24 protein-coding genes, 1 tRNA gene and 1 riboswitch are annotated in these 25,569 nt (G+C 65.2%); of the genes, 5 read left to right on the plus strand and 20 right to left on the minus strand.

What is annotated here, in order from left to right; genetic code table 11:
• The coding region (locus J2S96_RS08420; protein ID WP_370873047.1) for a hypothetical protein at window positions 1-435 on the plus strand (435 nt) is incomplete at its 5' end.
• A gap of 67 nt (window positions 436-502) precedes the next feature.
• On the opposite strand, the gene J2S96_RS08425 is transcribed toward J2S96_RS08420, so the two are convergent.
• The 13 genes from J2S96_RS08425 to J2S96_RS08485 form a co-directional block, all read right to left on the minus strand.
• Window positions 503-575, minus strand: a tRNA-Asn gene (locus tag J2S96_RS08425).
• Window positions 576-638: 63 nt separating this feature from the next.
• The gene (gene dnaG / locus J2S96_RS08430) at window positions 639-2,630 is read right to left on the minus strand and encodes a DNA primase (RefSeq protein WP_306861789.1); all 1,992 of its coding nucleotides are present in this window, start codon (window positions 2,628-2,630) and stop codon (window positions 639-641) included.
• Window positions 2,631-2,705: 75 nt separating this feature from the next.
• Window positions 2,706-4,016 carry a deoxyguanosinetriphosphate triphosphohydrolase gene (locus tag J2S96_RS08435; protein WP_370873048.1) on the minus strand — a complete coding sequence of 437 codons (1,311 nt, stop codon included), beginning with the start codon at window positions 4,014-4,016 and terminating at the stop codon, window positions 2,706-2,708.
• Between the two features lie 113 nt (window positions 4,017-4,129).
• On the minus strand, window positions 4,130-5,311 hold the full coding sequence (gene dusB, locus J2S96_RS08440) for a tRNA dihydrouridine synthase DusB (RefSeq protein WP_306861791.1): 1,182 nt from the start codon (window positions 5,309-5,311) through the stop codon (window positions 4,130-4,132).
• A gap of 105 nt (window positions 5,312-5,416) precedes the next feature.
• A complete protein-coding gene (locus J2S96_RS08445) occupies window positions 5,417-6,028 on the minus strand; it encodes a response regulator transcription factor (protein ID WP_306861793.1) in 612 nt (203 codons plus the stop codon).
• Window positions 6,025-7,218, minus strand: coding sequence for a sensor histidine kinase (locus J2S96_RS08450; protein WP_306861795.1), 1,194 nt, complete (start codon window positions 7,216-7,218; stop codon window positions 6,025-6,027). The genes J2S96_RS08445 and J2S96_RS08450 overlap by 4 nt, the downstream gene beginning before the upstream one ends.
• 21 nt (window positions 7,219-7,239) lie before the next feature.
• Window positions 7,240-8,016 (minus strand): ABC transporter permease, encoded by a 777-nt coding sequence (locus tag J2S96_RS08455; protein WP_306861797.1) that lies wholly within the window; start codon window positions 8,014-8,016, stop codon window positions 7,240-7,242.
• Window positions 8,013-8,951 (minus strand): ABC transporter ATP-binding protein, encoded by a 939-nt coding sequence (locus J2S96_RS08460; RefSeq protein ID WP_306861798.1) that lies wholly within the window; start codon window positions 8,949-8,951, stop codon window positions 8,013-8,015. Before J2S96_RS08460 ends, J2S96_RS08455 begins: the two co-directional genes overlap by 4 nt.
• Before the next feature lie 101 nt (window positions 8,952-9,052).
• Complete coding sequence (locus J2S96_RS08465; RefSeq protein WP_306861800.1) at window positions 9,053-10,510, minus strand: YibE/F family protein; 1,458 nt, start codon at window positions 10,508-10,510, stop codon at window positions 9,053-9,055.
• A 133-nt stretch (window positions 10,511-10,643) separates the two neighbouring features.
• On the minus strand, window positions 10,644-12,017 hold the full coding sequence (locus J2S96_RS08470) for an FAD-binding oxidoreductase (protein ID WP_306861802.1): 1,374 nt from the start codon (window positions 12,015-12,017) through the stop codon (window positions 10,644-10,646).
• 205 nt (window positions 12,018-12,222) lie between these two features.
• Window positions 12,223-13,197 (minus strand): GNAT family N-acetyltransferase, encoded by a 975-nt coding sequence (locus J2S96_RS08475; protein WP_306861804.1) that lies wholly within the window; start codon window positions 13,195-13,197, stop codon window positions 12,223-12,225.
• Window positions 13,198-13,199: 2 nt separating this feature from the next.
• Window positions 13,200-14,585 (minus strand): glycine--tRNA ligase, encoded by a 1,386-nt coding sequence (locus tag J2S96_RS08480; RefSeq protein WP_306861806.1) that lies wholly within the window; start codon window positions 14,583-14,585, stop codon window positions 13,200-13,202.
• Between the two features lie 87 nt (window positions 14,586-14,672).
• Window positions 14,673-15,725 carry a DMT family transporter gene (locus J2S96_RS08485; protein ID WP_306861807.1) on the minus strand — a complete coding sequence of 351 codons (1,053 nt, stop codon included), beginning with the start codon at window positions 15,723-15,725 and terminating at the stop codon, window positions 14,673-14,675.
• Window positions 15,726-15,749: 24 nt separating this feature from the next.
• Here J2S96_RS08485 and J2S96_RS08490 point away from each other — a divergent pair, with 24 nt between their 5' ends.
• The gene (locus J2S96_RS08490) at window positions 15,750-15,980 is read left to right on the plus strand and encodes an RNA-binding S4 domain-containing protein (protein ID WP_306861809.1); all 231 of its coding nucleotides are present in this window, start codon (window positions 15,750-15,752) and stop codon (window positions 15,978-15,980) included.
• Between the two features lie 19 nt (window positions 15,981-15,999).
• Here the strand turns inward: J2S96_RS08490 and J2S96_RS08495 are convergent, their stop codons facing one another.
• The gene (locus tag J2S96_RS08495) at window positions 16,000-16,668 is read right to left on the minus strand and encodes an alpha/beta hydrolase (RefSeq protein WP_306861811.1); all 669 of its coding nucleotides are present in this window, start codon (window positions 16,666-16,668) and stop codon (window positions 16,000-16,002) included.
• Window positions 16,669-16,737: 69 nt separating this feature from the next.
• Here J2S96_RS08495 and J2S96_RS08500 point away from each other — a divergent pair, with 69 nt between their 5' ends.
• Together J2S96_RS08500 and J2S96_RS08505 are read left to right on the plus strand one after the other, a co-directional pair.
• Complete coding sequence (locus tag J2S96_RS08500; RefSeq protein ID WP_370873049.1) at window positions 16,738-17,622, plus strand: SGNH/GDSL hydrolase family protein; 885 nt, start codon at window positions 16,738-16,740, stop codon at window positions 17,620-17,622.
• 102 nt (window positions 17,623-17,724) lie between these two features.
• Window positions 17,725-18,216 carry a hypothetical protein gene (locus tag J2S96_RS08505; protein ID WP_306861814.1) on the plus strand — a complete coding sequence of 164 codons (492 nt, stop codon included), beginning with the start codon at window positions 17,725-17,727 and terminating at the stop codon, window positions 18,214-18,216.
• 45 nt (window positions 18,217-18,261) lie between these two features.
• On the opposite strand, the gene metX is transcribed toward J2S96_RS08505, so the two are convergent.
• Window positions 18,262-19,383: a homoserine O-acetyltransferase MetX gene (gene metX / locus J2S96_RS08510; protein ID WP_306861816.1), complete on the minus strand. Its 1,122-nt coding sequence runs from the start codon at window positions 19,381-19,383 to the stop codon at window positions 18,262-18,264.
• Window positions 19,384-19,396: 13 nt separating this feature from the next.
• A riboswitch (SAM riboswitch) is annotated at window positions 19,397-19,512 on the minus strand.
• Window positions 19,513-19,672: 160 nt separating this feature from the next.
• Window positions 19,673-20,989, minus strand: a complete 1,317-nt coding sequence (locus J2S96_RS08515) for a bifunctional o-acetylhomoserine/o-acetylserine sulfhydrylase (RefSeq protein WP_306861818.1) — start codon at window positions 20,987-20,989, stop codon at window positions 19,673-19,675.
• 282 nt (window positions 20,990-21,271) lie between these two features.
• Between J2S96_RS08515 and J2S96_RS08520 the strand changes: the two genes are divergently transcribed.
• A complete protein-coding gene (locus J2S96_RS08520; RefSeq protein ID WP_306861820.1) occupies window positions 21,272-21,910 on the plus strand; it encodes a VOC family protein in 639 nt (212 codons plus the stop codon).
• 174 nt (window positions 21,911-22,084) lie between these two features.
• On the opposite strand, the gene J2S96_RS08525 is transcribed toward J2S96_RS08520, so the two are convergent.
• The 4 genes from J2S96_RS08525 to J2S96_RS08540 all read right to left on the minus strand — a co-directional run bounded on the left by J2S96_RS08525 (window position 22,085) and on the right by J2S96_RS08540 (window position 25,566).
• Window positions 22,085-22,849, minus strand: coding sequence for a CPBP family intramembrane glutamic endopeptidase (locus tag J2S96_RS08525; protein ID WP_306861823.1), 765 nt, complete (start codon window positions 22,847-22,849; stop codon window positions 22,085-22,087).
• Between the two features lie 106 nt (window positions 22,850-22,955).
• Window positions 22,956-23,747: a DeoR/GlpR family DNA-binding transcription regulator gene (locus tag J2S96_RS08530; protein WP_306861824.1), complete on the minus strand. Its 792-nt coding sequence runs from the start codon at window positions 23,745-23,747 to the stop codon at window positions 22,956-22,958.
• A gap of 23 nt (window positions 23,748-23,770) precedes the next feature.
• Window positions 23,771-24,610: a class II fructose-bisphosphate aldolase gene (locus J2S96_RS08535; protein ID WP_306861826.1), complete on the minus strand. Its 840-nt coding sequence runs from the start codon at window positions 24,608-24,610 to the stop codon at window positions 23,771-23,773.
• On the minus strand, window positions 24,607-25,566 hold the full coding sequence (locus J2S96_RS08540; RefSeq protein WP_370873050.1) for a 1-phosphofructokinase family hexose kinase: 960 nt from the start codon (window positions 25,564-25,566) through the stop codon (window positions 24,607-24,609). Before J2S96_RS08540 ends, J2S96_RS08535 begins: the two co-directional genes overlap by 4 nt.
• Window positions 25,567-25,569: the final 3 nt, after the last annotated feature.

Raw genomic sequence — 25,569 nt, forward strand, 5'->3', positions numbered from 1 at the left:
TGGACCACCGGCGGCGTCAAAGCACCCGTGGCCTCCACGATTGCCCACACCGGCACCGGTTCGGCGTTGCTGGGCCTGGCATCCGGTGCCGAGCCATTGGGCGACAGCAGCCTGTCCCAGACCATCACCGTTCCGGCCACCGGGACATCCACGCTGTCCTTCTGGTACCAGCCCCACAGCCAGGAAGACCCCTGCACCGGAAACGCCTGCCCGTACGACTGGATGGAAGCCCAAGTCCGATCCACCACCGGCACCACCCTGGCCAGCCTGCTCAAGCTCTGCAACAACAACGGCACCTGGACCCAGTTCAGCGCCGACCTCACCGCCTACAAAGGCCAGACCATCACCCTCTGGTTCAACGTCCACCTCGACGGTTCCAACCCTGCCGACGACACGTGGATGTACCTCGACGACGTCACGCTCACCAACGGCTGACCCCGCGAAAGAACCAGACGCCAAAAATCCCCGCCAGCACGCGGCTGACGGGGATTCCGACTCGGAGCTCCTCCGACTGGACTTGAACCAGTAACCCTTCGATTAACAGTCGAATGCTCTGCCAATTGAGCTACGGAGGAATGAAGCGTGTACAAGCCTAACAAAGGGCTGCCGGGAAACGAAATCGGCGCCAGCCGAAGCCCTTAGCCCTCCATACGGAGGGCGCGGCGCTGCATTTCAAGCTCCATGAGTTCCCGGTTGAGGCGTTGGAACTCTTCCGGCTGGGCCGTGGCATCAAGTCGCTGCAGCTGGCCCATCTTGTCCGCCTTGATCCTGGTGATCTGCAATTCGAAAAGCCGCGCCAGGATGTCGCGGCAGTACCGCTGGAGCGCTTCGGGAGTGCTGGCCGGCAGCGGAACGACGGCAAGCTCGGAGACCAAGCCCTGGAGCGGTTCCGGAACCTCCCGGCGAATCCCTTCGACCCAGGCCACGGGGTCTCCCACGTGGGCCAGCCCGGCGGCCCGGATGGCGGTGTGCACAGCAGCATAGGCCGGGGTGACAAAATGGGAGGCTTCGAACCGTTCCCACGCTCCGATGTTGGGCACGGCTCCACCGCCCAGCGCAGTTTCGCCGCCTAGGACGGCAGGGTTCTGGATGACCACTTCGAGGGCCTGCCGTTCCATGGCGGCGATGGGATCCCGCGGATCCGGGCGCATGAAGGCGATGGGAGCAGCCGATGGCGGTGCTGCCGTCGGCTGGCCGGCTTGGCCCGGCTGGGTGCCGTGGCCGACCCCCGGGGCTCCCGCAGTTCCTGCTGACCCTGCAGTGCCAGCGGTGCCCGTCTCGCCGGAAGCAGCCCGTTTGGCAGCCAATCCCACGGCCCGGCTGACCTCCTCAATGGGCGTGCCAAGCCAGCCGGCCAACTCCCGGACGTAGGCCGGGCGGATCCCCGAATCACGGATCTGCGCCACCACCGGTGCCGCCTCACGGAGAGCGGCGACCCGGCCTTCCACGGTATCGAGGTTGTGGCGTTTGAGTGAGGCCCGGATCGCGAATTCGAAGAGCGGCCGGCGGGTGCCGATCAAGTCCCGAACAGCCTCGTCCCCCTTGAGTTGGCGCAGGTCGCAGGGATCGGCTCCGCTCGGTTCCACGGCCACGTACGTCTGGGCGACGAAACGTTGGTCCTCTTCGAAGGCGCGCAGTGCCGCCTTCTGTCCGGCGGCGTCGCCGTCGAAGGTGAAAATGACCTCACCCCCGGTGCCGTCGTCGGACAGCAAGCGGCGGGCGATCTTAATGTGGTCCGTACCGAATGCCGTACCGCAGGTAGCCACAGCGGTACTGACGCCGGCAAGGTGGCAGGCCATGACGTCCGTGTACCCCTCCACCACCACGAGCTGCCGGTTCTTGGCGATGTTCCGCTTGGCGAGATCGATGCCGTAGAGGACCTGGGATTTCTTGTAGAGCACAGTCTCCGGAGTGTTCAGGTACTTGGGACCTTGGTCGTCCTCGTAAAGCTTGCGGGCACCGAATCCGATAGTGTCACCGGCAATGTCCCGGATAGGCCAGATGAGCCGGCCCCGGAAGCGGTCATAGATCCTCTGCTGGTTTCCGGGTCCCCCGGCCGAGAACATCCCCGTCAATTTCAATTCAGCGTCCGTGAATCCGCGCCCGCGCAGGTGCTTCAGGAGCGAGTCCCAACCCTGCGGCGCGTACCCGACGCCGAACTGTTCGGCTGCGGTCCGATCGAAACCGCGCCCATGCAGGAAGTTGCGGCCCTCGGCGGCACCTGCCGTGAGTAGTTGGGCACGGAAGAACTCGTCGGCGATCTTGTGGGCATCCAGCAGCCGTTGGCGTTTGCCGACCTCTTCCCGGCTGGGGCCGGTGCCGCCGTCTTCATAGCGCAGCTCGTAGCCGATCCGGGCAGCGAGCTTCTCCACCGCTTCGTGGAAGGAGCTGTGGTCCATCTTCTGGACGAAGGAGATGGCATCGCCGTCCTCACCGCAGCCAAAGCAATGGTACCGGCCTACTTGGGGACGGACGGTGAACGACGGCGAGCGCTCGTCGTGGAAGGGGCAAAGGCCTTTGAAAGTGCCCAGGCCGGCGCCCTTGAGGGTGACGTAGCCGTCCACCACTTCCTTGATATCGGTGCGCTGGCGTACTTCGTCGATATCTTCACGTTTGATCAGGCCAGCCACGTCACCATCCTAGTCCTCCGCGTGGCCAGCCCCTGCGCGGACAGCCCCGGGGACGGCCGACAACTCGACGACGGCCTACCAGAGCGAGGGCAGGCTACCCACCAAACGTTCGTACATCGCCAGCGCCGAAGCATCCGTCAGGGACGCCACCTGGTCGACGACGACGCGAAGGCGGGCGCCGTCGTCGGGAGCGTCCCGCCAGTCCGCGGCGAACATTGGTTCCAGGTGCCGGTCTCCGCTCGCGTTGAGTACGCCAACGAGGGCATGCAGGACTTCGCGCTGCCGCTCATAGACGGGCTGCCGATGGTCGGTGGAGATCACGAACGTCGTGGCAAGGCCCTTCATGGCGGCGATCTCCGTGACGGTTTCCTCGGGAACCATGAGTTCGGCGCCGTAGCGCGTGAGGCGGTCCGGGCCGAAGTGGGCGCGAGTGGTCTCCAGGGCGCTCTGGCAGAACCGGCCGATCAGCTGGCTGGTCATGTCCTTCAGCGCAGCCATCGCCTTGCGGCTGCCATCGGCCTCGCGTACCCACACGCTCGTGGCTTCGAGGCGGGCAAGGGCGGCGTCGATTTCCGCAGGATCGTTGTGGGGCAGGTACCACTGCTTGGTGTACCCCACCACGCGGGCACGGTGATCAGGATTGTCCAGCCACTTCAGCTGGAAATGGCCGGCAACGATGGCGTCCTCAACGTCGTGGACGGAGTACGAGATATCGTCGGCCAGGTCCATCACTTGGGCCTCGATGCAGGAGCGGTTGCCCGGAGCCCCGTCACGAAGCCAGGCAAAAACGGGCAGATCGTCTTCATAGGCACCGAATTTGCTGCTCCGCTGTCCGTGGATGACGGGGGCATCGACGGCGGACCACGGGTATTTGGACGCGGCGTCAAGGCTGGCGCGGGTCAGGTTCAGGCCCGCGGGACGGCCGTCGGCGGTGAGCACCTTGGGCTCAAGGCGGGTCAGGAGGCGCAGCGTCTGGGCGTTGCCTTCGAAGCCTCCGATTCCGTGGGCTACCTCGTTGAGGGCGGATTCCCCGTTGTGCCCGAAAGGCGGGTGGCCAAGATCGTGGCTCAGGCACGCGGTGTCCACAACATCCGGATCGCAACCTAGCGCGCGGCCCAACTCGCGGCCCACCTGGGCGACTTCAAGGCTGTGGGTCAGCCGGGTCCGGACGAAATCGTCGGTATCCGGGGCCACCACTTGGGTCTTCGCCCCGAGCCGCCGGAGGGCAGAGGAATGCAATACCCTCGCCCGGTCCCTCTCGAAGTCCGAGCGGTAGGTATTCTTCCGGGGTTCCTGGACCCAGCGTGCCGAGTCGGCCTCCACATAGCCTGGAATACCCGTCGCGTTTTCGGCCGGGCGTGCTGCAGACATCGCTTCAGTTCCCATGGGCATCCGCCTCCTCCGCTTGCCGTGCACCAGCATCTCTGCAGCCAGTGCCTATGGAGCCAGTTTTCCATGACTCTGGCTGTGCGCGTGCACGCGGCGATCCGGGCCGCGCTTTAGCCGCCCGAGACGTCCAGCTCGGCTGCGGCGATATCGCGCGTCTGATCCGCGTCCATCTGCCGGCTGAGCAGCCAGTCCTTGGGCAACGCCGGCTTCTTGGGGGAACCTGCGCGTCCGCGCGGGCCCTCCGAGTCGACGCCCGGGTACGGCAAGTCCATATCCAGTTCGTCCAGCAGCTCGCGCAAAACCTCGAGGGTCGGAACGGTGGCAAGTTTGGCGCGCAGTTCCCCGCCAACGACGTAGCCCTTGAAGTACCAGGCCATATGCTTGCGGATCTCGCGCAGCGCCTTGTACTCGTCGTTGCCGAAGGTTTCGATCATGAGCTCGGCATGCCGGTAGACGCCGTCGGCTACCTCGCGCAGGCCCGGACGGTGGCGCCGCTCGCTTCCTTCGAAGGCGGCCTGGAGGTCACCGAAGAGCCATGGGCGGCCTTGGCAGCCACGGCCCACTACGACGCCGTCGACGCCGGTTTCACGCACCATGCGCACTGCGTCTTCGGCGGACCAGATATCGCCGTTGCCCAGGACGGGAATGTCCGGGAGGGCTTCGCGCAGCCGAGCGATGGCGGACCAGTCGGCCTGGCCGGAGTAGAACTGCGCGGCCGTGCGGCCGTGGAGCGCGACGGCGGCAACGCCGGAATCGCGGGCGATGCGGCCGGCGTCGAGGTAGGTGAGGTGGTCCTCGTCGATGCCCTTGCGCATCTTGATGGTCAGCGGGATATCGCCTTTGGAGGCTTCCTTGACAGCGGTCTGGACGATGGAGGTGAAGAGGTCGATCTTCCAGGGAAGCGCGGATCCGCCACCGCGCCGGGTGACCTTGGGCACGGGACAGCCGAAGTTGAGGTCGATGTGGTCCGCCCGGTCTTCTTCAACGAGCATGCGCACGGCCTGGCCCACGGTGACGGGGTCCACGCCGTACAACTGCACGGAACGGACCTTTTCGTCGTCGTCGTGGGAGATGATGCGCAACGATTCCGGGGTACGCTCCACCAGCGCACGGGAGGTCACCATCTCCGCGACGTACAGGCCACCGCCGTATTCACGGCACAGCCGGCGGAAGGCCGAGTTGGTGATACCGGCCATCGGCGCAAGGATCACAGGGGTGTCCACGGTGATCCGGCCGAGCTGCAGCGGGGGCAGTTCAAGCTTGGGCGAAGGGGGCGTTGCTACTACAGTCACCCGTCCATTGTCTCAGACTGGGCAGGCTCAATACGTGGGTGCGGGCCCACGGCTGCGGTCGGGAACGCAGCTCCCGGCCCGCACCCACGTTCTCGGCACAAGAACTCAGAGCAGCCAGCCGTTGTCTTCGGCGATCCGCGCGGCCTCGGCCCGGGTACGGCCCCCGGTTTTCGCCATGGCCGCGGACAAGTAATTCCGCACTGTCCCTTCGGAAAGCATCGCCGACTTCGCAATGTCGGCCACCGTTCCGCCGTCGGATGCTGCCTTGAGCACCTCGCCCTCGCGTTCGGTCAGCGGACTGTCCCCCGCGGTCAAGGATTCGGCAGCGAGCACGGGGTCCACTACCCTCAGCCCCTGGTGGACGCGGCGCACCGCTTCGGCCAATTGCCGGGCTGGCGTGTCCTTGACGACGAATCCGGAGGCACCGGCCTGCATGGCGCGCTTGAGGTAGCCTGGCCGCCCGAAGGTGGTGACCATGAGGACCCGGCACGACGGCGCGGCCCGCCGCACGGCCGCTGCCGCGCTGATCCCGTCCAGGCCGGGCATCTCGACGTCGAGCATTGCCACGTCGGCGCGGTGCTCGACGACGGCGGCAGCCACCCCGGTCCCGTCGCCCAGTTCAGCGACCACCTCGATGTCCGGTTCCAGCCCGAGCAAAGCCGCGAGTGCTCCACGCACCAATGCCTGGTCGTCTGCGATCACCAATCGGATGCTCACACCTCCACCGCCAATCTGAACCCTCCCAGGTCACTCGGGCCAATGCTGACTGTTCCCCCGGCGGCACCCACGCGTTCGCGGATCCCGTCCAGTCCGTTCCCGGAGCGGCCCCCGGAGGCCGGGCCAACGCCGTCGTCCTCCACCAATACGCTCGACGCCGTCAACCGGACGCGGCAACGCGCGGCGCCGGAATGCCGAACAACGTTCGTGATGCCTTCGCGCAGCACCCAGCCGAAAAGCTCCCGGTGGCGGGCTGGAACCTGTTCCACGGTTCCCGGCAATTCGGCATCGATCCCGGCCGATTCCAAAGCCGTCCGGGCGACCGCGAGCTCCGCCAGGACGTTGACGCCGCGGTACCCGGCCACCGTGGCGCGGACGTCGGCGAGCGCACCGCGGGCCAAGTCCTGCACAGCAGAAATCTCGGCGGCTGCCCGGTCCCGGGCAGGGTCGCCTCCGGGAACGGTGTCCAGCATCCGGCCGGCCAACTCGGCTTTCACGGCGATCACCGTCAGGGAGTGGCCCAGGATGTCGTGCATGTCCCGGGCCACTCGGCTGCGTTCCGCGGCGACGGCGGCATCGGCCAGTTCAGTCTGCGCTTCCCGGAGACGTGCGGTCTGCCGGATCAGCCGCGCGAAGGCGGACATCATGAGGCCAAGGGACAAGATGATCCCGGCCTGGAGCAAGGCCTGCTCACCGTTGCCCGTCACCAGCTGGGTGGAGAAGGACACGAGGGACAAGCTGACAATGAGGAAGAAGTCCATGCGTGGCGGAAGGGACGTCATGGCGATGGCGCACGCAAGGAACGTCCAGGTCCACAAGGCGTCCCTTCCGAGGAGGAGGACGATCACGCCGTTCAGCACCAGGAGGATGCAGACACACACGACGCCCGTCCGGACGCCCAGGCGCCAACTGAGCTGGGGCAGGAAGACATAGGCGGCGAAGAACACGATCAGGGATGCCGAAGCCGCCGCTTTCCAAGCCAGCGGCTCGTCCACGGACCACACGGTGTTCCACGTCGGCCACGCCCAAAGCAGGATGGAGAGGCCCGCACCGATGAACCAGCCTCGTGGCCCCGGGGAGCTGAACACCGGCCCGCGGGCGCGGAACACCGAACCACTGAACACCGGGCCGCGGGGCCCCTTTCCGGTGGGCACCTCCCTGAACGAGGCTCCGCGTTCTTTGCTGGTCATGGTGCCCACCCTAGCGGCCGATCAGACACGTTTCGTGTCGCGGCGGAACGCCATCGCGGCCCCGGCCACGAAGATCACGAGCCAGATGACCACGTTGACGATCCACGCCCAATCGAACTCCCCGGTAATGGGACTGCGGGCCAATTGCCCGATTCCGTATGCGGGCGTGAACTTGGCGATGTTCCCGAAGGTCTCCCCCATGATCTCGATCGGCATGAACAGTCCACCGAGCATGGCCAGGATCGCCAGGGCCGGGCCGAGGATCTGCATGACGTTCTGGCTCGGCATGAGGTATCCGACGAACAAGCCAAGGGCCGCGAAGACCAGGGAACCCAGCCAAGCCACCAACCCCGCTGTGAGCCACGTCTGGGCATCCATGGTGACACCGGCCAGCGCACCGATGACGAACTGGGCCACGACGGCAAGCAGGGACAGCGTCAGCGCGGCCATGGCTTTCACCGCAATGTACGCACCGGGAAGCAGGGGCGTGAGGCGAAGCTGGCGGCTCCACCCCTGGGCACGTTCCACTGCCACTTGGCTCCCGGCGCCGGTAGCGGCGGTCATCGCGGCGTACACGGTGAGGCTGATGAGGATGTACTGGCCGTAGCTGTGCCCGTTGGGCAGGAGCTTGTCCTTGTTGGAGAGGCCGAAAATAAAGAAGAAGACCGCAGGCATGAAGACCGTGAAAATGATGGTCCGCCGGTTCCGGAGCATCCGCTTGATCTCGATCCAGAGGAACGTGCGGTTGACCCCGCCGGTGGACGGCTTCCGGTCCTGGACGACTGTTGCCGTGCTCATACGAGGTCTCCTTCGAAAGTGATGCTCGTGGACTCCGGCGCGGCATCGTCCCCCGTGAGGGCGACGAACGCTTCTTCGAGGTTGTTGGCCGCCACTTCGACGTCGTGGGCGCCCGTGTTGTTGAGCAGGTACCGCACGACGGCGTCCGAGTCGCCCGTGCGGACCGTGAGGCGGCCGCCGTCGTACTCCATGCTTTCGACCGGCGGCATCCCGGCGAGCAGCCCCTGCTCAGTCGCGGCAAGCGATGCCTTGACGGTACGGCCCGAGGCAAGGTTCTTGATCTGGGCGGCGGTACCGTCGGCAACAATGCTGCCTTGCCGGACCAGGACGATCCGGTCCGCGTAGGCGTCGGCTTCTTCGAGGTAGTGGGTGGCGAAAATGACGGTGCGTCCGCGCTGGGCATCGGTCCTGATGGCCGTCCAGAAGTCGCGTCGTCCCGCGACGTCCATGCCCGTGGTGGGCTCGTCCAGGATGAGCAAACCAGGATCGGAGACGAGAGCCATGGCGAAGCGCAGCCGCTGCTGCTGGCCGCCTGAGCACTTCTCCACCCTGCGGTCGGCGATCTCCAGGATGCCCGCCCGCGCCAGGACTTCGTCCACAGGGCGGGAGGAATCGAACATGGCTGCGTTGAGCTGCACGGTCTCGCGGACGCTGATGTCCCGCAGCAGGCCGCCGGTCTGCATCACCGCCGCCACCTGGCCGCGGGCGATGGCTCCCCGGGGAGTGTGGCCGAAGATGGAAACGCTTCCCTGGTCCGGGGCGCTCAATCCGAGGATCATGTCGATGGTGGTGGTCTTGCCCGCCCCGTTGGGACCGAGGAACGCCACCACCTCCCCCGGCTGAACGGTAAGGTCAAGGCCGCGGACGGCGTGGACCTTCCCGAAGCTCTTGTGCAGTCCGGCGGCGTGGACGGCCGGCACGCTCCCTGTTCTCATGACTCTCCTTGGCTTTGGTTTACTCCACTACCCATCAAAGCCGAGATCGGCGTCCGGCGCCGGGGCGCGTGTCACCAATGAGGGATGACAAATGTCATGCGCTAGCGGCGCTCGGCTTCCCTGCGTGCCCGCCTGGTCATGACGACGGCGGCAAGCTCGCCGGTGTCGAACGATTCGAAGGCGTCGGCGGACCCGGCGGTTTCAAGCTCACGGACGTCGCTGTCGCCGCGGGCTGGTTCCGAATCCGGGGCGCCGGCGGCCGCCAGCCTCCTCGGACCGGTCGCCTTGACCACCAACACGGCGATCAAGGTGGTCACCGGGATGGCCAGCACAAGGCCGATGGAGCCGACAAGCGTTCGGATGACTTCCTCGGACAGCTCTGCACTGGTGAGGGCATCCACAAGCGGGCGGTCGTACAGCATGACGATGATCAGGATGGGCAGAGCGGCGCCGGCGTAGGCAAAGGCGATGGTGTAGACCGTGGAGGCGATGTGGTCCCGGCCGATCCTCATGGCTGAGGTGAACAACTTGCGCGCGCCGGTCTCGGGGGCTAGTTCATAGAGTTCCCACACGGCCGCGGACTGGGTGATGGTCACGTCATTGAGGACTCCGAGCCCGGAGATGATCAGTCCGCACAGGATGATTCCGGACAGGGAAATCTTGTCCGACATGTTCACCAGCGTGGCGCCTTCTCCGGTCCCGATCCCCGTCAGATTGGCGGCGTCCGTGGCCCAAGCCGCCAACAGCGCGGTAATGCCGAGGCCGAAGATCGTGCCCAGCAATGCCGTGGAGGTCTTGGCCGAGAATCCGTGGGCGAAATAGAGCACCCCCATCATGATGGCCGTCGAGCCGACCAGAGCCACGAGCAGCGGCGGCTTGCCTTCCACCAATCCCGGAAGCATGAAGCTGACCATCACCACGTAGGCTCCGGCCAGTCCCAGCAGCGCCCTGAAGCCGCGCCAGCGCGCGACCGCAATGACCACCACGGCATACAGGATTGCCAGAAGGGCCATGGGAACCGTCCGCACGAAGTCCAGGAAAACGTACGACGGCGAGCCGTTGCCCGCCGCTGCACCCTGCACGTGTGAAAGATTCAGGTAGCGGATGCTGTCCCCTGCTTTGACACCGTGGGACTTGGCGACGTCCGGATTGATGACCACCTTCACGGGACTGCCGCCGTTATCCGGTTGCGTGGAGGCGAAGGTGCATTGGGATCCCTGCGGCTGGGTGGCACCGCTTTGGTTCGCGGCACTGCTTTGGTTCGCGGAACCGTTTTGGTTCGCGGCCGATGCCTGTGTACCCTGCGTGCAGCTTTCCTGGGTGACGGCTTGGATCTTGCCGGTATCGAACGTCACTCCGGGGGCGGCCGCGTAAGGGCTCGCGAAAGTGATTCCTTCCTTGCTTCCCGACGGCCACATGAGCAGCATGGCAACGACCGTGAGCACGGCAATCGGGGCCAACACGGCTACGAGGAGCCAGTTGGCCCGCTTGCGCGCCGCGAGCGCCTGCGCGCTTGGCTCGAAATGTTCTGTCTGTCCATGTGAATGGCCGTGACCCATTAGCTGCAAAACCTCATGCCCACAAGCCTACGTGGGGCAACGGGGGCCCCGCCCAGGTGGCTCGCAGTTTTGGCCGTTTTGAGCCTCCGAAACAACACTTCCTGCCAGTCAGTCGGGCGTCCCGTGCGGGCGTTCAGGCGGGCTTGATGTTTTGGTTCACGTGGAAGAGGTTTCCTGGATCGTACTTGCCCTTGATGGATTGCAACCGCTCGTAGTTGACCCCGTAGTTCTCGCGGATCCTGCCCTGGTCATCACCGTCCATGAAGCCGATGTAGCCTGCCGGCGAGGAATGCGGGCGCAATGCCGCGGCGTAACTGCGGACCCAGTCGATGTTCGCCTCGTTGTCCGCAGGATCGTTCCACATGCAGGCGATCACTGGAGAGAACCTGACGTCGCGGTTGGCGAAGGCGGTATCCGTCTTCGCTACGCGTTGCACCGCTCCGTCGATCGGATAGACGTGGACGGACGTCTGCACACTGGGAACCTTGCTGCCGTATTCAAGATGGGCCGCGGTGGCGCCGTCGTTGAGCTCCGGGAGGAAATACGCTTTCCAGTAGGCTTGCATCCCTTTCGGAAGCAGCGGATCGAATGCCGAGTTAAGTGCCGGGTACGGCATGGGGCCAACCAGGGAACCCGCGACGGGGGCAACATCCAGGAACGGCTGCCAGCGGGCGGCTCCTTCGGCCGGATCACCGGTCCACATGCCGATGACCACGCAGACGGGCTTGCCGTGCCATTCCTCCGGCAGGAACGGCACGGGAGGCCCCTGGTGGAAGCCCACGAAGGTTCCGAATTCCTCAGGGGCAGTCTCCATGTAGTCGCGGTAGAACTTCACCACGGTCTCAGCATGCTCCATGCCGTAGAGGATGATCGCAACGTGGACCATGTCCACCGGGTGCAACTTGTATTCAAAGGATGTCACCACGCCGAAGTTTCCTCCGCCACCACGCAAGGCCCAGAAAAGGTCCTCGTTTTGGGTCTCGCTGGCAACGAGGAACGTGCCGTCCGCGGTCACAACGTCCGCGGAAATGAGGTTGTCACAGGACAACCCGTATTTGCGGGCCAGATAGCCGATGCCGCCACCGAGAGTCAGGCCTGCGATGCCCGTGGACCCCACAATCCCGCCTGTGGTGGCCAGCCCGAACGCGTGGGTGGCGCGGTTGAAATCTGCCCAGGTTGTTCCCGCCTCGGCACGGGCCGTCCCCGCTTCAGGGTCGACACGGACCCCGGTACGGTTGACGAAATCGATGACCAGGGCATCGTCCCAGGTCCCGAAGCCGGGGGCGCTGTGGCCGCCGCCGCGAATGGCCAAGGGGAGGGAATTGTCCCGGGCGAAGTTCACGCTCGCAATGACGTCCGCAACCTGAGCCACCCGGACCACCCCTGCCGGATGCCTGTCGATCATGCCGTTATAGACCGCACGTGCGGAGTCATAGTCAGGATCGCTTGGAGTGACGAGTTGCCCGCGGAGCTGTTCGCGCAGTCCGTCGAGCGCTGTTTCATTCATGGGTGTTACCGCCGATTCTCTTTCATGAGACCGGATTCGTTGCACCCGCCGCTGCCCCACCAGACCACCGGCCGGGGCTTACGTCGTCATCACTACACCCATACCACTGCCTCGTCAAGGCTTCGGCTTTACACACTCAACTAGCTCGAGGTTGTGGCCGCTATGAGGGCTCATAACGGCCACAACTGCGGGTTAGCCCGGCAGCTTAGTCGCTCACCACCAGGGTGTCCGCGCCACGGACCTTGGCTTTGCCCTGCTCCAGCAAAGGATCGACGACGGCGCGCACGGCCGTCATGGAATCGTCCACTTCAAGGAGCACGGGGTGCTGGTAGGCAATGAGCGCCAGCAGGTCTCGGACTGCGGCGTGCGCCTCGTCCTCCTGCAAGAGCGGATCGTGGCCAAGGAACACTTCCGACGGCTCGTCCGAGCTGCCGATGGCATAGCTGATCGCGAAGGCCTGCAGTTTGCCCTTGCGCGTGGTCGGCACGCCCGGGCCAAAGGCACTCGCCTTAGGCGCACGCAGGACAAGCGCACCGTGCGCCCCCGTCAGCTCGTCGAGGAACATCCGCTGCACTGCGGGGATGCCGAGCTCGCCGGGGCTGTCCCAGTGGTGCACCGCGCTGTAGTACCGGCCGACGACGTCGCTCAGTTCCACGGATCCCGTGGCGAGGTCTTCCACCTGCTCGGAAGCGGCTTCTTCGCTGCCGTCCCCGAATACCGGTAGCCTGAGCGCCTCCGGATCCACCACTACAAGCCGGGAACGCTGGATGGGGGCAAGCCCCGCCCATTCGGCGAAGGCTGCACCGGCCGTGCCGGGCTCCACTTTGCTGCGCAGCTTGGCGACCCCCGACGGCGACCGCTCGGCTTCGCGCCGCAGCATGGTCAGGAGGGTAGCCCCTATCCCGCTCCGGCGGTGATCCTTGGCGACCTCGATGTAGGCCCAGAGCCGTTCCGGATGCAGGGAGGCCTCATGGACCACACCCGCAGCCACCGGGATGCCGATGCCGTCAACGACGTCTTCCGCCACGATGCACCGACGCCAAGGCTTGCCTTGGCCGCCGGTGCTCGACGGCGCCAGGGCCGCGCGGAATTGCTGGGCCGGCAGGGTCTCGGGCCCACCCCATATTTCCAACAGGGCGAGGTCGTCGCCCTCGCGCCATTCGCGGTATTCGATGGACACGCTTAGGCGCCGATCAGGCGTGCGGCCAGGTAGCCCTCCACCTTGTCCAGGGACACGCGTTCCTGGCTCATGGTGTCGCGCTCACGGATCGTGACGGCCTGGTCCTCAAGCGTGTCGAAGTCCACGGTGATGCAGAACGGAGTACCGATCTCGTCTTGGCGACGGTAGCGGCGGCCGATGGCACCGGCGTCGTCGAAGTCGATGTTCCAGTTCTTGCGCAGCTGCGCGCCCAGGTCCTTCGCCTTCGGGGACAGGTCCTCGTTGCGGCTCAGGGGAAGCACGGCTGCCTTGACGGGGGCCAGGCGCGGGTCGAGCTTCAGCACGGTGCGGACATCGACGCCGCCCTTGGCGTTGGGTGCCTCGTCCTCCGTGTAGGCGTCCACCAGGAAAGCCATGAACGAGCGCGTCAGGCCGGCGGCCGGTTCAATGACGTACGGCGTGTATCGCTCGTTGGTGGCCTGGTTGAAGTAGCTGAGGTCCTGGCCGGAGGCCTTCGAGTGCGTGGAGAGGTCGAAGTCGGTGCGGTTGGCGATGCCCTCAAGCTCGCCCCATTCGGAGCCTTGGAAACCGAAGCGGTATTCGATGTCCGTGGTGCCCTTGGAGTAGTGGCTGAGCTTGTCCTGCGGGTGTTCGTAGAAACGCAGGTTTTCCGGCCGGATGCCCAGGCCGGTGTACCAGGACATGCGTTCATTCATCCAGTACTTGTGCCATTCTTCGTCCGTGCCGGGCTCGACGAAGAATTCCATTTCCATCTGTTCGAACTCGCGGGTGCGGAAGATGAAGTTACCCGGGGTGATCTCGTTGCGGAAGGACTTGCCGATCTGGCCGATGCCGAACGGCGGCTTCTTGCGCGAGGTGGTCAGCACGTTGTTGAAGTTCACGAAGATGCCTTGGGCCGTTTCAGGGCGCAAGTAGTGCAGGCCTTCTTCGCTGGCCACAGGGCCCAGGAAGGTCTTGAGCAGGCCGGAGAACTCCTGCGGTTCGGTCCATTGGCCGCGGGTGCCGCAATTGGCGCAGGCAATGTCCTTGAGGCCGTTTTCGGCGGGACGGCCCTTCTTTTCCTCGTACTCTTCCAGGAGGTGGTCGGCGCGGTAGCGCTTGTGGCAGGAAAGGCACTCGACCAAGGGGTCGGAGAACACCTCGACGTGGCCGGAGGCTTCCCATACCTGGCGGGGCAGGATCACGGAGGAATCCAGGCCCACTACGTCTTCACGGCCGCGGACAACGCTCTGCCACCATTGGCGCTTGATGTTTTCCTTGAGCTCGGCACCGAGGGGGCCGTAGTCCCATGCGGACCGGGAGCCACCATAGATTTCACCGGCCTGGAACACGAAGCCCCTCCGTTTGGAGAGGGAGATGACCTGGTCGAGGACGGATTTTGCTGCCATGGGTACTCCAATGTTCTACAGGGCCGCTGGGTGCGGTCCGTGGTTGTGCAAGAAGGTGATGCTGTGCAGGAAGCTGCGTGTCTTAGCCTACCGGCCTTTGGCCGTGGCCCTGCCCCCGGGGGTGGCTTGCTTGCCGCTGGCGGGACGGCGGGAAGAGAGCGCGCCCTTTGGCCAAGGCAACGTGGCCACGATGATGGCGCACAGCGTCAGCAACGTGCCAAGGATCGTGGGCAGGGCAACCACTGCTCCGGGAGCCGGCAGCAGAAGGTCAAGTGCGAGCGATCCGAGCAATTGCCCGGCAATCATCCCCAGGCCCGTCACGAGGACACCGAGGCTCCGGACCAGCAAGGCAGCCAAGCCGATGAAGACGCAGCCCATCGGGCCGCCCAAGTAGTACCACCACTCCGAAGGCAGGGCGTGGCCGGTTCCAAGCAGCATCACCTTGGTGAGCCAGGCGATCCACAGAATCACCGTTCCGGCGACGAAATTCACCAGCGTCGCGGCGATAGGGCTGCCATAGTGCACGGTCGCGGTGCCGTTCATTGCCTGCTGGAAACTCATCAGGCAGCCCGCCACGACGGGCAACAGGAGAGGGAGCAGCAAGGACCCGACGTCGGAGGCGGCCCCGAGGCGCGGGGAAACGGCCCAGACGACGGCGGCGATCGTCAGGAAGCTGCCGAGGATCCGGACCCCGGTGACCGAGCGTTTGCCGCCGGGCCCGATGCCGAGCCGATCAACGAGCAGTCCGCTCAGGGTCTGGCCAGTCACGGCCGCGACGGTGAACAAGGCCACCCCCAGCAAGCCGACTGTGAAGGACTGGGCAAAGACGAACAGGGCGCCGATGCCGCCCGCAACGACGTAGAACCTCGGAAAGCTCCGCTTCTTGAGGGCAGGCAGGATCCTACGGAGGGCGGCCCGGCCCCTCGGCAGGGCCAGTCCGATCGCGGCGATCACTATCAGCCCGGTAGTGAAGCTCACGACGGCGGCCGCGATGCCGTCGTCGAGCGTTGCCCCCAAGGCGCCGTTGATCCTGCCTTGAAGGGGAATCAGGAGTCCGGTTGCTACAGCCAGCAGCAGCCCGGTGAGCAAAGGCAGGGACGTTCGGGAGGCGGGGCGGGGCGATTGCGGCACTTTCACCACCCTACTTCAGGCATCATTGCTTCTATGAACGACCAGGAAATCCAAGAAATCCCCATCCGCGACGACATGATCCGCCTCGGTCAGCTCCTCAAGCTCGCCAACCTGGTTGAAGACGGAGTGGAGGCCACCGAGCTCATCAAAAACGGCCTTGTCAAAGTCAACGGCGAGATCGATGAACGGCGCGGCCGCCAACTCCACGCAGGCGATACGGTAACCGTCAACGGGCAGACGGTGCGGATCACCACGGAGTCCTAGCCTTCGTAGGTGAACGCTTTCAGACGGAGGCGAGGACCTTGTGTTCGAGGAATTCTGCAACGTGGCCGATCTCCTGCTGGTTGATGCCATGCCACATGCCCGTGTAAAGCACTTTGGTGAGGTCCGTGTGCTTTCGCACCCACTCCATGGTGTATTCGATCTTGTCCGGGGTAATGACCGGATCCTGTTGGTCCCGTCCCCAGAAGAGCGGCACGGAACCATCAAGTTCGTCGTCGCGGAACGCGGGGTCCCCATCGGCGTCGACGGCGAAGCCTGAAAGTCCGACGACGGCGGCAAAGTCAGCCGGGCGCTGGCGAAGCAGCGAGGTGGCCATTGCCATGCCCATCGAAAAACCGAGGAGCGTCACCGAGCTGTGGTTGGACTTGACCGAATCCAGCCAGGAAAACACGTACTCCGCGGCATGCTTGACGGCGTCGAGGGAGTATTCGACGGACGCCGTGAGCGGGAACCATGTGAAGCCCGGGCCTGTGGCGATCGGTGCTCGGAGCGAAGCGACGACGAAGTCCCGGGGCAACATGCCGGCAAGGCTGAAGAGGTCCTGCTCGTTGGATCCATAACCGTGCAACAGGACCAGCAACGGCTTTCCAGCCCGCTCTTCCTCGGCATGGGACCACAGAACAACCGGATCTGGAAAAGCAGGGGCAGCAAAGGCGGAAGCTTGACTCATGGGACTATTCTTGCAGTTACCCATGAGTAACAAGCTACGGGCGCGTAGCGTTGCGGCAAGAGGCAGGATATGAACGTGAGTGGCACTGGTTCCGCAGTGGGGCCGAATTCAGAAGAGCGGATTCATCCGTGGACCCGCTACGTGGCGTTGGGAGATTCCTTTACCGAAGGAATCGGCGACCCCGAACCCGGCAGCCCCGGTGGATATCGCGGCTGGGCTGACCGCGTAGCCGAGGAACTGAGCAAGGGGCACCGGGATTTCGCGTACGCCAACCTCGCGATCCGGGGCCGGCTCCTCCAGCAAATCCTCGACGAACAACTTGGCCCGTGCATGGACCTCAAGCCGGACCTGGTGAGCATCTCGGCAGGCGGGAACGACCTCATCCGTCCCGGTGGAGATCCCGACGCCCTGGCCGAAAAACTCGATACCGCCGTGCAGACCTTGGGTTCCGAAGGCGCCACCGTGGTTCTCTTCAACGGCCCGGACACCGTGTCCTCGGTTCTCGGCCGGATCCGCGGCAAGGTGGCCATCTACAACGAAAACCTCCGCACCGTGGCCGCCCGCCACGATGCCGTCATCGCCGATATGTGGTCCTTGCGGCAACTTTCCAACTCCCAGATGTGGGACGAAGACCGCCTGCATTTTTCGCCGCTCGGCCATCACACCATCGCGGCGATGGTCCTCGACTCACTCAATGTGCCGCATAGCCTCGAGCCGCTGCTCCCCAAGCCGCTCCCCCGGCGGAGTTGGCGCGAAGCCCGCTCGGGCGACCTCGTATGGGCACGGGAGTATTTCGTCCCGTGGGTCATCCGCCGGATAACGCACCGGTCCTCCGGTGACGGAATCTTGCCGAAGCGCCCGACGCCGGGGCCCGTCTTCGGTCCTGCCGACACCTTTTTGCCCGACACTGCTTTGCCTGACACTGCTTTGCCCGAGAGCTTGCCGGAGGGCTGACCGGGAACTGACCGGGAATCAGGGGGGCAGGTGCAGGGGGCAGGTGCAGGGGGCAGGTGCAGGGAGCGGGGCTAAGCTGATGAGAGACAGGGAGGCCTCCACGTGAACAATTTGATCTTCTGGATCATCGTCTGCTCTTGGTTGATTCCCATGGGGATCCGCATGTACAACCGTTCGCGCCGGCGTAGGATCCAGGACGGGGACTACGGGCGCAACGTCCCCGGAAACCCACCAGGCCCGTACATCCCGGGCCAATACGAGCAGGGTCCGTACACTCCAGGGCGTTACGATCCCAGGCCGTATGATCCGAGCCGGTACCCGCCGGGCGGGTACTTCCCGGATCCTTCGAACCCTGCCCAGCCCCCGGTAGTCATCCCGTCCGAGCCGCGGCCGCCGGTGGCGACTCACGCACCGCAGGCCGCTCCGCCGTCGTCGGCTACTCCCGCACCGAATCCCGCCCCGAACGCGCGGCCGAACAACGGCCCCCAAGGCTACCGGGCACGGAAGCTGGCCGAGCTGGACCAGGACTACAGTGACGGGAAAATCGCCATGGAGGACTACATGAAGCTCCGCCAGGAGATCATGAACGGCTAAGCAGTCGCGCCGTAGCGCGCCTTATCCCGCGCCTTGTCCCAAGATTCAGCCGAAGAAGGCTTCGCGCAACTGGGGGCCGAGCTGTCCGATCTCGGTGAGGAACCCGTCGTGCCCGATGGGGGCCTCGATCACGTGAACGGGGACCTGACCCGGCAAGGCTTTGGCCAGCTCGTGGGATTGTTCCGGGAAGTAGAGCCGGTCCGAGTCCACGGAAGCAACAAAGAACTTCGCCGTTGCCCCGGCCAGCGATTCCTCCAATGAGCCCCGGCCGCGGGTGATGTCATGGCTCATGAGGGCCTCGGTGAGGGCGATGTAGCTGTTCGCGTCGAAGCGCTGGACCAACTTCCTTCCCTGATGGTCGAGGTAGCTCTCCACTTGGTAGCGGCCCCGGTCCCCTAGCGCCGCAGCCTGAAGGGGAGCCTCGCCGCCCTGGGCGTTCCGGCCGAAGCGGAAGCCCAGTTCGTCCGCCGAGCGGTAGGTGATGTGGGCAATCCGCCGGGCAAGGGCCAGTCCCGCCTCCGGCGCAGCCTGGCCGTAGTAGTCGCCGCCATTGAAGTGGGCGTCCTGCCGGATGGCGAGCGTCTGGGCCTGTGCGAAGGCTATCTGCTCGGCAGTGCTGTACGCCCCGATCGAAATCACGGCGCATCTCTTCACGCGTTCCGGATAGCTGACGGCCCATTCCAGTGCACGGGCACCGCCCATGGACCCGCCCACCACCGTGTGCCAGCTGCGGATCCCCAAGGCGTCGGCCAGCCGGGCCTCGGCTACAGTGCTGTCACGCAGGGTCACCAGCGGGAAGCGGGAGCCCCACGGCTTGCCGTCCGGAGCGCTCGACGACGGGCCGGTGCTGCCGTAGCAGCCTCCCACGATGTTGACGGAGACCACGAAGTAGCGGTCCGTGTCGATGGTCGCACCGGGACCAACAAGCTGCTCCCACCAACCTTCTTCGTCGCTCTCACCCCGGGCAACATGGGTGCTGCCGGTGAGGGCGTGTTCCACCAGGACGGCATTGGAAGCGTCTGCGTTGAGCCGGCCCCACGTCTCGTACGCGAGGACGACGTCCGGCAGGGAACCTCCGGCCTCCAGCTCGAGTCCACCCACGGAAACATACTTGACGGTTCCATCCTGGGTACCGGAAACGGGTATGGCTGTTGCAGCAATCGTCATTCGTTGACACCTCACATCGCGCTTGCCCGCCGCCAACTCGGCGAAAGGCCAGGTCTTCACCCGGGGCACCCCACCGCGAGAGGAGGGTTGCCGGCCAGCAAGCCGGGGCTGTCGCTGGCACTCATGACCTATAGGAAGAGTCTAGGAAAGCCGGACCACTTCTGACGAAGATTATGACATCTTTGTGACACTTGGCCGCGTTTTGTTCACGAAGCATGGACCGTGGAGGCCGGTCGGCGAAGATTCATCCTGGCTCGCCGACCGGCCCCGTACACCGTCCGGGGCGATGCTAGGCGCCCTTGGCTGCCCGGAACCCGGACTCGAGGTCGGCGAGGATATCGTCAATGTGCTCGATCCCTACCGACAGGCGCACCAAGCCCGGGCTCACTCCAGCCACGGCCTGCTGTTCAGATGTCAGCTGGCTGTGCGTCGTCGACGCAGGATGGATGACCAAGGAACGGACATCGCCGATATTTGCCACATGAGAATGCAGCTCAAGGGCATCTACGAAGCGTTTGCCGGCGTCGATCCCGCCGCGGATGACGAAGGACACCACCGCGCCGGTGCCCCGGGGTCCGTACTTGCGCCCGCGTTCGAACCACGGGCTGGAAGGCAGCCCCGCGTAGGCGACCGATTCGACGTCGTCGCGCCCTTCGAGCCATTGCGCCACCTTGGTGGCGTTGTCCACGTGGCGTTCCACCCGCAGGCTGAGGGTCTCGATCCCTTGGGAGATCAGGAACGCGTTGAACGGGGAAACAGCCGAGCCGAGGTCGCGCAGGAGCTGGACCCGGGCCTTGAGGATGTAGGAGAGATTCGCGCCGAGGGCACCGTCCTTGCCAAGGTCGCGGGCGTAGACCAGGCCGTTGTAGCTGGGGTCCGGGGTGTTGAAGTTGGGGAACCGTTGGGGGTCCTTGCCGAAATCGAAGTTGCCGGAGTCAACGATGACACCGGCTATGGCGGATCCATGCCCACCCAGGTACTTGGTGGCCGAATGCACCACGATGTCCGCGCCCCACTCGATGGGCCGGATCAGGTAGGGCGTGGCGAGCGTGTTGTCCACGACGAGCGGAACTCCTGCCTCGTGCGCGATGCGGGAGACGCCTTCGATGTCCAAAACGTCCTGGCGGGGGTTGGAGACGACTTCGGCGAAGAACAGCTTGGTGTTTGGCTGTACCGCGTCCCGCCACTGCTCGAGGTTGTCGGGGTCCCCGACGAAGGTGACCGAGATTCCGAATTTCTTGAGCGTGTGTGCCAGGAGGTTGTAGCTGCCGCCATAGAGGCTCGGGCTGGCGACCACGTGGTCGCCGGCCTCGGCGACGTTGAGGATGGCGAACGTTTCCGCGGCCTGGCCGGAGCTCAGCAGGAGTGCCGCCAAGCCGCCCTCCAGGCTCGCTATGCGCTGTTCCACCGCGTCCTGGGTGGGGTTGCCGATCCGCGTGTAGATGGGCGCGAGCTCGGCGAGCGCAAAGCGGTTGGCCGCGCTTTCCGCGCTGGGGAAAACGAAAGAGGTGGTCTGGTAGATGGGGAGCGCCCGGGCGCCGGTGGCCGCGTCAGGCTCCTGGCCGGCGTGGATCTGGCGCGTTTCGAATGACCATCCTTGGGACATGCGGACTCCTGGTTTCTCGGGTTGTTGCTCTGGCTTCTTTGCCGCGCTTGGGCCTTCCGGCGTTCGGCGTTCGGCCTGCCGGTGCTCGGCGTTCGGCCTGCCGGCGTTCGGTTGCCGCCAGTCTAGGGACGGGATTGCGGGCTTCGGAAGCTTTATGACGAACACAGTAGTTTTCGGTCCCGCCGCGTCCTGAAGTGACTCTGGGCCACCTTTTCAAAACATCCCACCTTGGTAAGGCAGGGCTTAGCTGAGAGGTCCATCACAAAGTGCCAAGATGAAGCCATGCGCATGGATCACGTCTCTTACGCTTGTGAACGAGATGGCCTCTTGGCCACCACCGAGCGGATTTCCGCAGCATTGGGAGTGGACGCAGTCCGGGGCGGAGTGCACCCGCGCTTCGGTACCCGGAACATGATCATTCCCCTTGCTGACCACAAATACCTGGAAGTTGTCGAGGTCCTTGACCACCCGGCATCCGACAAGGCACCTTTTGGACAAGCCGTCCGTGCACGCTCCGCAGCCGGAGGTGGTTGGATGGGCTGGTGCGTCGCCGTGGACGACCTGAGCCCCTTCGAACAGCGGCTCGGACGGTCCGCTGTCCCCGGCAACCGCAAGTTTCCGGACGGCCGCGAACTCGTCTGGTCCCAGATCGGCATCCTCGGACTCATTGCCGATCCACAGGTGCCCTACCTGCTCCGTTGGGAGGGCGACCCTTCACTTCATCCGTCCCTCGTTTACCCAAGCGATGTCAAGATGTCCAGCCTCACCATTGCCGGCTCGGCTGAGCGCGTCACCGAATGGCTCGGGGAACCCGTGGAGAAGCCGCTTGAGGACGTCGCAGTCCAATGGATGGCACCGCACGGTACGCCGGGAATCATGTCGGTAACGTTCGAAACCGCCAACGGAGCGGTCACCATCTGACGGACCCCGGGCCAGGAAGTCCCGGGAAAAACTTCGGCCGCCATATGCGGGGCGCCAATGACGTCTCCTCGCAGTGGCGGCCGAAACCTTTTAACGGCGCCGGCTTAAGCGGCGCCGGCTCGAGAGGCGCCGGCTCGAGAGGCGGGGAGGATGGCGCGCTCCGCTGAAACCCGCTTACCCCAACCCAATGGCCTTGCCGAAGACGCTGAAGCCGACGAACGCCACGATGTCCAGGAGCGCATGGGCCACCACGAGGGGCATGACCCGTTTGGTCTTGGTGTAAATCCAGCCGAACACGAGCCCCATGACGGCGTTGCCAATGAACGGCCCGAAGCCTTGGTACAGGTGGTAGCTGCCGCGAAGGAGGGCGCTGAGCACGATCGCCAGCGGAGTGCTCCACCCGAACTTCCCGAACCGGTCCAGGAGATAGCCAACTACGATCACTTCTTCGACGATGGCGTGCCGCACCGCAGAGAGGACCAGCACCGGCACGGTCCACCAATAAGAGTCCAGGCCGCTGGGGATGATCGCCGTCGTGATTCCCAGGGCACGGCCGGCCGCATAGAGGCCCAGCGACGGAATCCCGATCAGCGCGGCGAGGCCTAGTCCCTGCAATGCGTCGCGGCCCGGGCGGGCGAAGTTGAACCCCAGCCGGGTGAAGCCCGAGGGACTCTCCGCCGTTTGGCGGTGCATAGACAGGAAGTAGAAGACCAACACCACGGGGACCAGGGCGAACGCGATATCCAGCAGTTGGTAGGTGAGATCGAAGTACTCGCGCGTGCTCTGCGAGCGGTTAAGGGTGGATGTCGCATGGGCCAAGGGCCCCTGGGTCATCTTGTCCAACAACTGCACCACGGAGTACACCGCCGACTGGCCCAGGGAGAGGCCAAGGACGATCAGTACTTCGGCGCGCAACCGGCGCGTGGAGGCTAGGAGCATGCTCCTATCTTGCCTTCATTTGCCTGATGTTTTCCTCGGAGCCCAGTGGCCGCTGTCCGAGTGCATGGCCAGGGCTGCTCCTGACCCTGGGCTTCCAGTTTCCGGGCTAGGCGTCCTTGGCCACGATCACTTGGGTGCCGCTGGCTTCAAACGCCGCCTTTTCCTCCGGCGTGATGCCCGAGTCAGTGATGAGCCGCCGGAAATCGTACCCGGCCATCGCCGCGAAGGCACGCTTGCCGATCTTCGTGGAGTCCGCCAGGACATAGGAGTCCGTGGCGCGTCGGGCCATGACGGTATTCACCATGGCTTCTCCCTCGTCGGTGATGGTGGGACCGATCTTCGGATCGACTCCGTTGACGCCGATGAAGGCGATGTCCAGGGCGACCTTCTGCATGATGACATCCGTGTAAGGCCCTACCAGTTCATAGGAACGCGGATTCAGGATGCCGCCGGTGACCATGATCTTGATGTTGGGGCGCACGGCAAGCTGGGCCGCAATGTTGATGGCGTTGGTGACCACGGTCAGCATGGGCCGGTTGGAGGGCGCGTTCAAGTCCTCCCGGGTGGACAGGACCTGGGCGAGGGCGGTGTTGGTGGTGCCGCCACTTAATCCGATCACTGCCCCGGGCACGATGAGCTCCGAGGCCGCCAAGGCAATCTGCTGCTTTTCCTCGGCGTGATCATCCCTGTTGTAGCGCCCTGGAAGGTCGTACGCCACCGATCCCGTGGTTGCTCCGCCTCGGGTACGGCTCAGGAGCCGCTGCTTGGCAAGGCTGTCCAGGTCACGGCGGGCCGTGGCCGGCGAGACGGCCAGGCGGGTCACGATATCGTCGACCTCAACATGCCCTGACTCGGCGAGGAGATCAAGGATGGCCGTCAGTCGATCGTTGCGGGTCATCACGAACCTTCCGGAAATTGGGACTAATTCACTTTCGCGAACAGCGTCAGCAGACGTGCGGTTTCCAACACCAGCGCGTCCCGTCCGGCCTTGATGTACTTGCGGGAGTCCACCACCGAAGGGTTGGCATCCAGGTACTCACGGACGGCGCGGGTGAAGAACCCGTTCAAGTGTGTGGATACGTTGATCTTAGTCATACCGGCCCGGATTGCCGCTACGAGCATTTCATCAGGCACGCCGGAGGAACCATGCAGGACCAGCGGACGCTGGACGGCCTGCTTGAGCCGGGCAATGAGGGCCAAGTCCAAGGCGGCGTTGCGTTCGGTCATGGCGTGCGAGGAGCCGACGGCGACGGCGAGCGCGTCGACGCCGGTAGCGTCAATGAAGGAACGGGCCTCGACCGGGTCCGTCCGGACTCCGGGAGCATGGGCGCCGTCCTTGCCTCCTACTTTCCCGAGCTCGGCCTCGACGTAGACCCCGTGGTCCTGGGCGTATGTGGCGACCCGTCGCGTAACTTCAACGTTCCGGTCATAAGGCAAGTGCGCGCCGTCGTACATGACGGAGCCGAACCCGAGGTCGACGGCCTGCAGGGCCAGTTCTTCGGTTTCGGCGTGGTCCAAGTGCAGTGCCACCGGCACGGAGGAGTCCCGGGCGATGGACATTGCGCCGCGGGCGATCGGGACGAGTCCGCCGTGGAAACGGACGCAGTTCTCCGAGATTTGCAGGATCAGCGGGACAGCCGCGGCCTCGGCCCCGGCGACCAGGCCTTCCGCGGTTTCGAGGTGGATGACATTGAAGGCGCCCTGCCCGATTCCGTTGGCCGCGGCGGTATCCATGAGTTCCCGTGTACTGACGAGCGTCACAGGGTTTCCTTCCAGCTGAGAATGAGTTGGTCTTCAAGGTCCGCGTAGCTCGGCGAGATCTCACCGGCGGCAGGCATGAGCACTGCGGCCGCGGACCAGGCTGTTGCCCGGCGCAGGATCGTCGGGATGTCGGTGATGCCGGCGGCGAGCGCGACGGCAGCCGCGGCCACTGCGGCGTCGCCGGCGCCCGTGGGGTTGCCGCTGAGTGGTTCCGGGAGTCGGGCGCTCCAGTGGCCTCCGGGGGCGGCATGATGGAACGCGAGCATGCCGTCGGCGCCGGCGCTGACCAGGACGGTTTTTGCCCCCAGGGCGATCAAGCGCCGTGCCGCGTCTTCCAGCCCGATTTCACCCGTTGCTTCAAGCAGCTCGTGGTTGTTGGGCTTGAGGAGGTCCGCCCCGGCCCGTGCGGCAGCGATGGTCCCGGGACCGGAGGTATCGACGACGGCGGGAATCCCGGCGTCGTGCGCCAGACGCACGAGCGCCGGGTAGAAGTCGGCCGGCGCGCCTGGCGGCAGGCTGCCGGAACCGACAAGAACTCCCGCGCCGTGCCCGTCCGGGTTGTCGATGTGCAGGGCGTCGACGACGGCGGCGGCCAGCGCTTGCCATTCGGCCGGTTGGAGGGGGCTCCCCTCTTCATTGAAAATGGATGTTTCACCGCCCACCGTATCCACAAGGGCGATGCTGCGCCGCGTTTCGGCGGCAACCGGGACCAGGCGGTGCGGCACGCCGCTGCTGCGCAGTTCGGCAGCGAATTCGGCACCGGCCGTGCCGCCCGCGGGCGCGAGTGCCAGTACGGGATGGCCCAGTTGGTGGGCCACGCGCGCGACGTTGAGCCCTTTTCCACCTGCGCGGCTGAGGGGTGCGGCGACGCGATGGCTTGCTCCGGGGGTGATCCCGGCGACGTGGTAGCTGAGGTCGACCGCCGGATTGGGCGTCACGGTGATGACCGGTTTCATGGC

Origin of the sequence: Arthrobacter bambusae (assembly GCF_030812595.1) — a bacterium.
GTDB lineage: Bacteria > Actinomycetota > Actinomycetes > Actinomycetales > Micrococcaceae > Arthrobacter > Arthrobacter bambusae_B.

Excerpts from the sequence above, each read along its gene's own strand:
- J2S96_RS08435 (WP_370873048.1), bottom strand. The coding sequence starts at position 4,016 with ATGGGAACTGAAGCGATGTCTGCAGCACGCCCGGCCGAAAACGCGACG.
- J2S96_RS08450 (WP_306861795.1), bottom strand. The coding sequence starts at position 7,218 with ATGACCAGCAAAGAACGCGGAGCCTCGTTCAGGGAGGTGCCCACCGGA.
- J2S96_RS08455 (WP_306861797.1), bottom strand. The coding sequence starts at position 8,016 with ATGAGCACGGCAACAGTCGTCCAGGACCGGAAGCCGTCCACCGGCGGG.
- J2S96_RS08460 (WP_306861798.1), bottom strand. The coding sequence starts at position 8,951 with ATGAGAACAGGGAGCGTGCCGGCCGTCCACGCCGCCGGACTGCACAAG.
- J2S96_RS08465 (WP_306861800.1), bottom strand. The coding sequence starts at position 10,510 with ATGGGTCACGGCCATTCACATGGACAGACAGAACATTTCGAGCCAAGC.
- J2S96_RS08470 (WP_306861802.1), bottom strand. The coding sequence starts at position 12,017 with ATGAATGAAACAGCGCTCGACGGACTGCGCGAACAGCTCCGCGGGCAA.
- J2S96_RS08480 (WP_306861806.1), bottom strand. The coding sequence starts at position 14,585 with ATGGCAGCAAAATCCGTCCTCGACCAGGTCATCTCCCTCTCCAAACGG.
- J2S96_RS08490 (WP_306861809.1), top strand. The coding sequence starts at position 15,750 with ATGAACGACCAGGAAATCCAAGAAATCCCCATCCGCGACGACATGATC.
- J2S96_RS08495 (WP_306861811.1), bottom strand. The coding sequence starts at position 16,668 with ATGAGTCAAGCTTCCGCCTTTGCTGCCCCTGCTTTTCCAGATCCGGTT.
- J2S96_RS08500 (WP_370873049.1), top strand. The coding sequence starts at position 16,738 with ATGAACGTGAGTGGCACTGGTTCCGCAGTGGGGCCGAATTCAGAAGAG.
- metX (WP_306861816.1), bottom strand. The coding sequence starts at position 19,383 with ATGACGATTGCTGCAACAGCCATACCCGTTTCCGGTACCCAGGATGGA.
- J2S96_RS08515 (WP_306861818.1), bottom strand. The coding sequence starts at position 20,989 with ATGTCCCAAGGATGGTCATTCGAAACGCGCCAGATCCACGCCGGCCAG.
- J2S96_RS08520 (WP_306861820.1), top strand. The coding sequence starts at position 21,272 with ATGCGCATGGATCACGTCTCTTACGCTTGTGAACGAGATGGCCTCTTG.
- J2S96_RS08525 (WP_306861823.1), bottom strand. The coding sequence starts at position 22,849 with ATGCTCCTAGCCTCCACGCGCCGGTTGCGCGCCGAAGTACTGATCGTC.
- J2S96_RS08530 (WP_306861824.1), bottom strand. The coding sequence starts at position 23,747 with ATGACCCGCAACGATCGACTGACGGCCATCCTTGATCTCCTCGCCGAG.
- J2S96_RS08540 (WP_370873050.1), bottom strand. The coding sequence starts at position 25,566 with ATGAAACCGGTCATCACCGTGACGCCCAATCCGGCGGTCGACCTCAGC.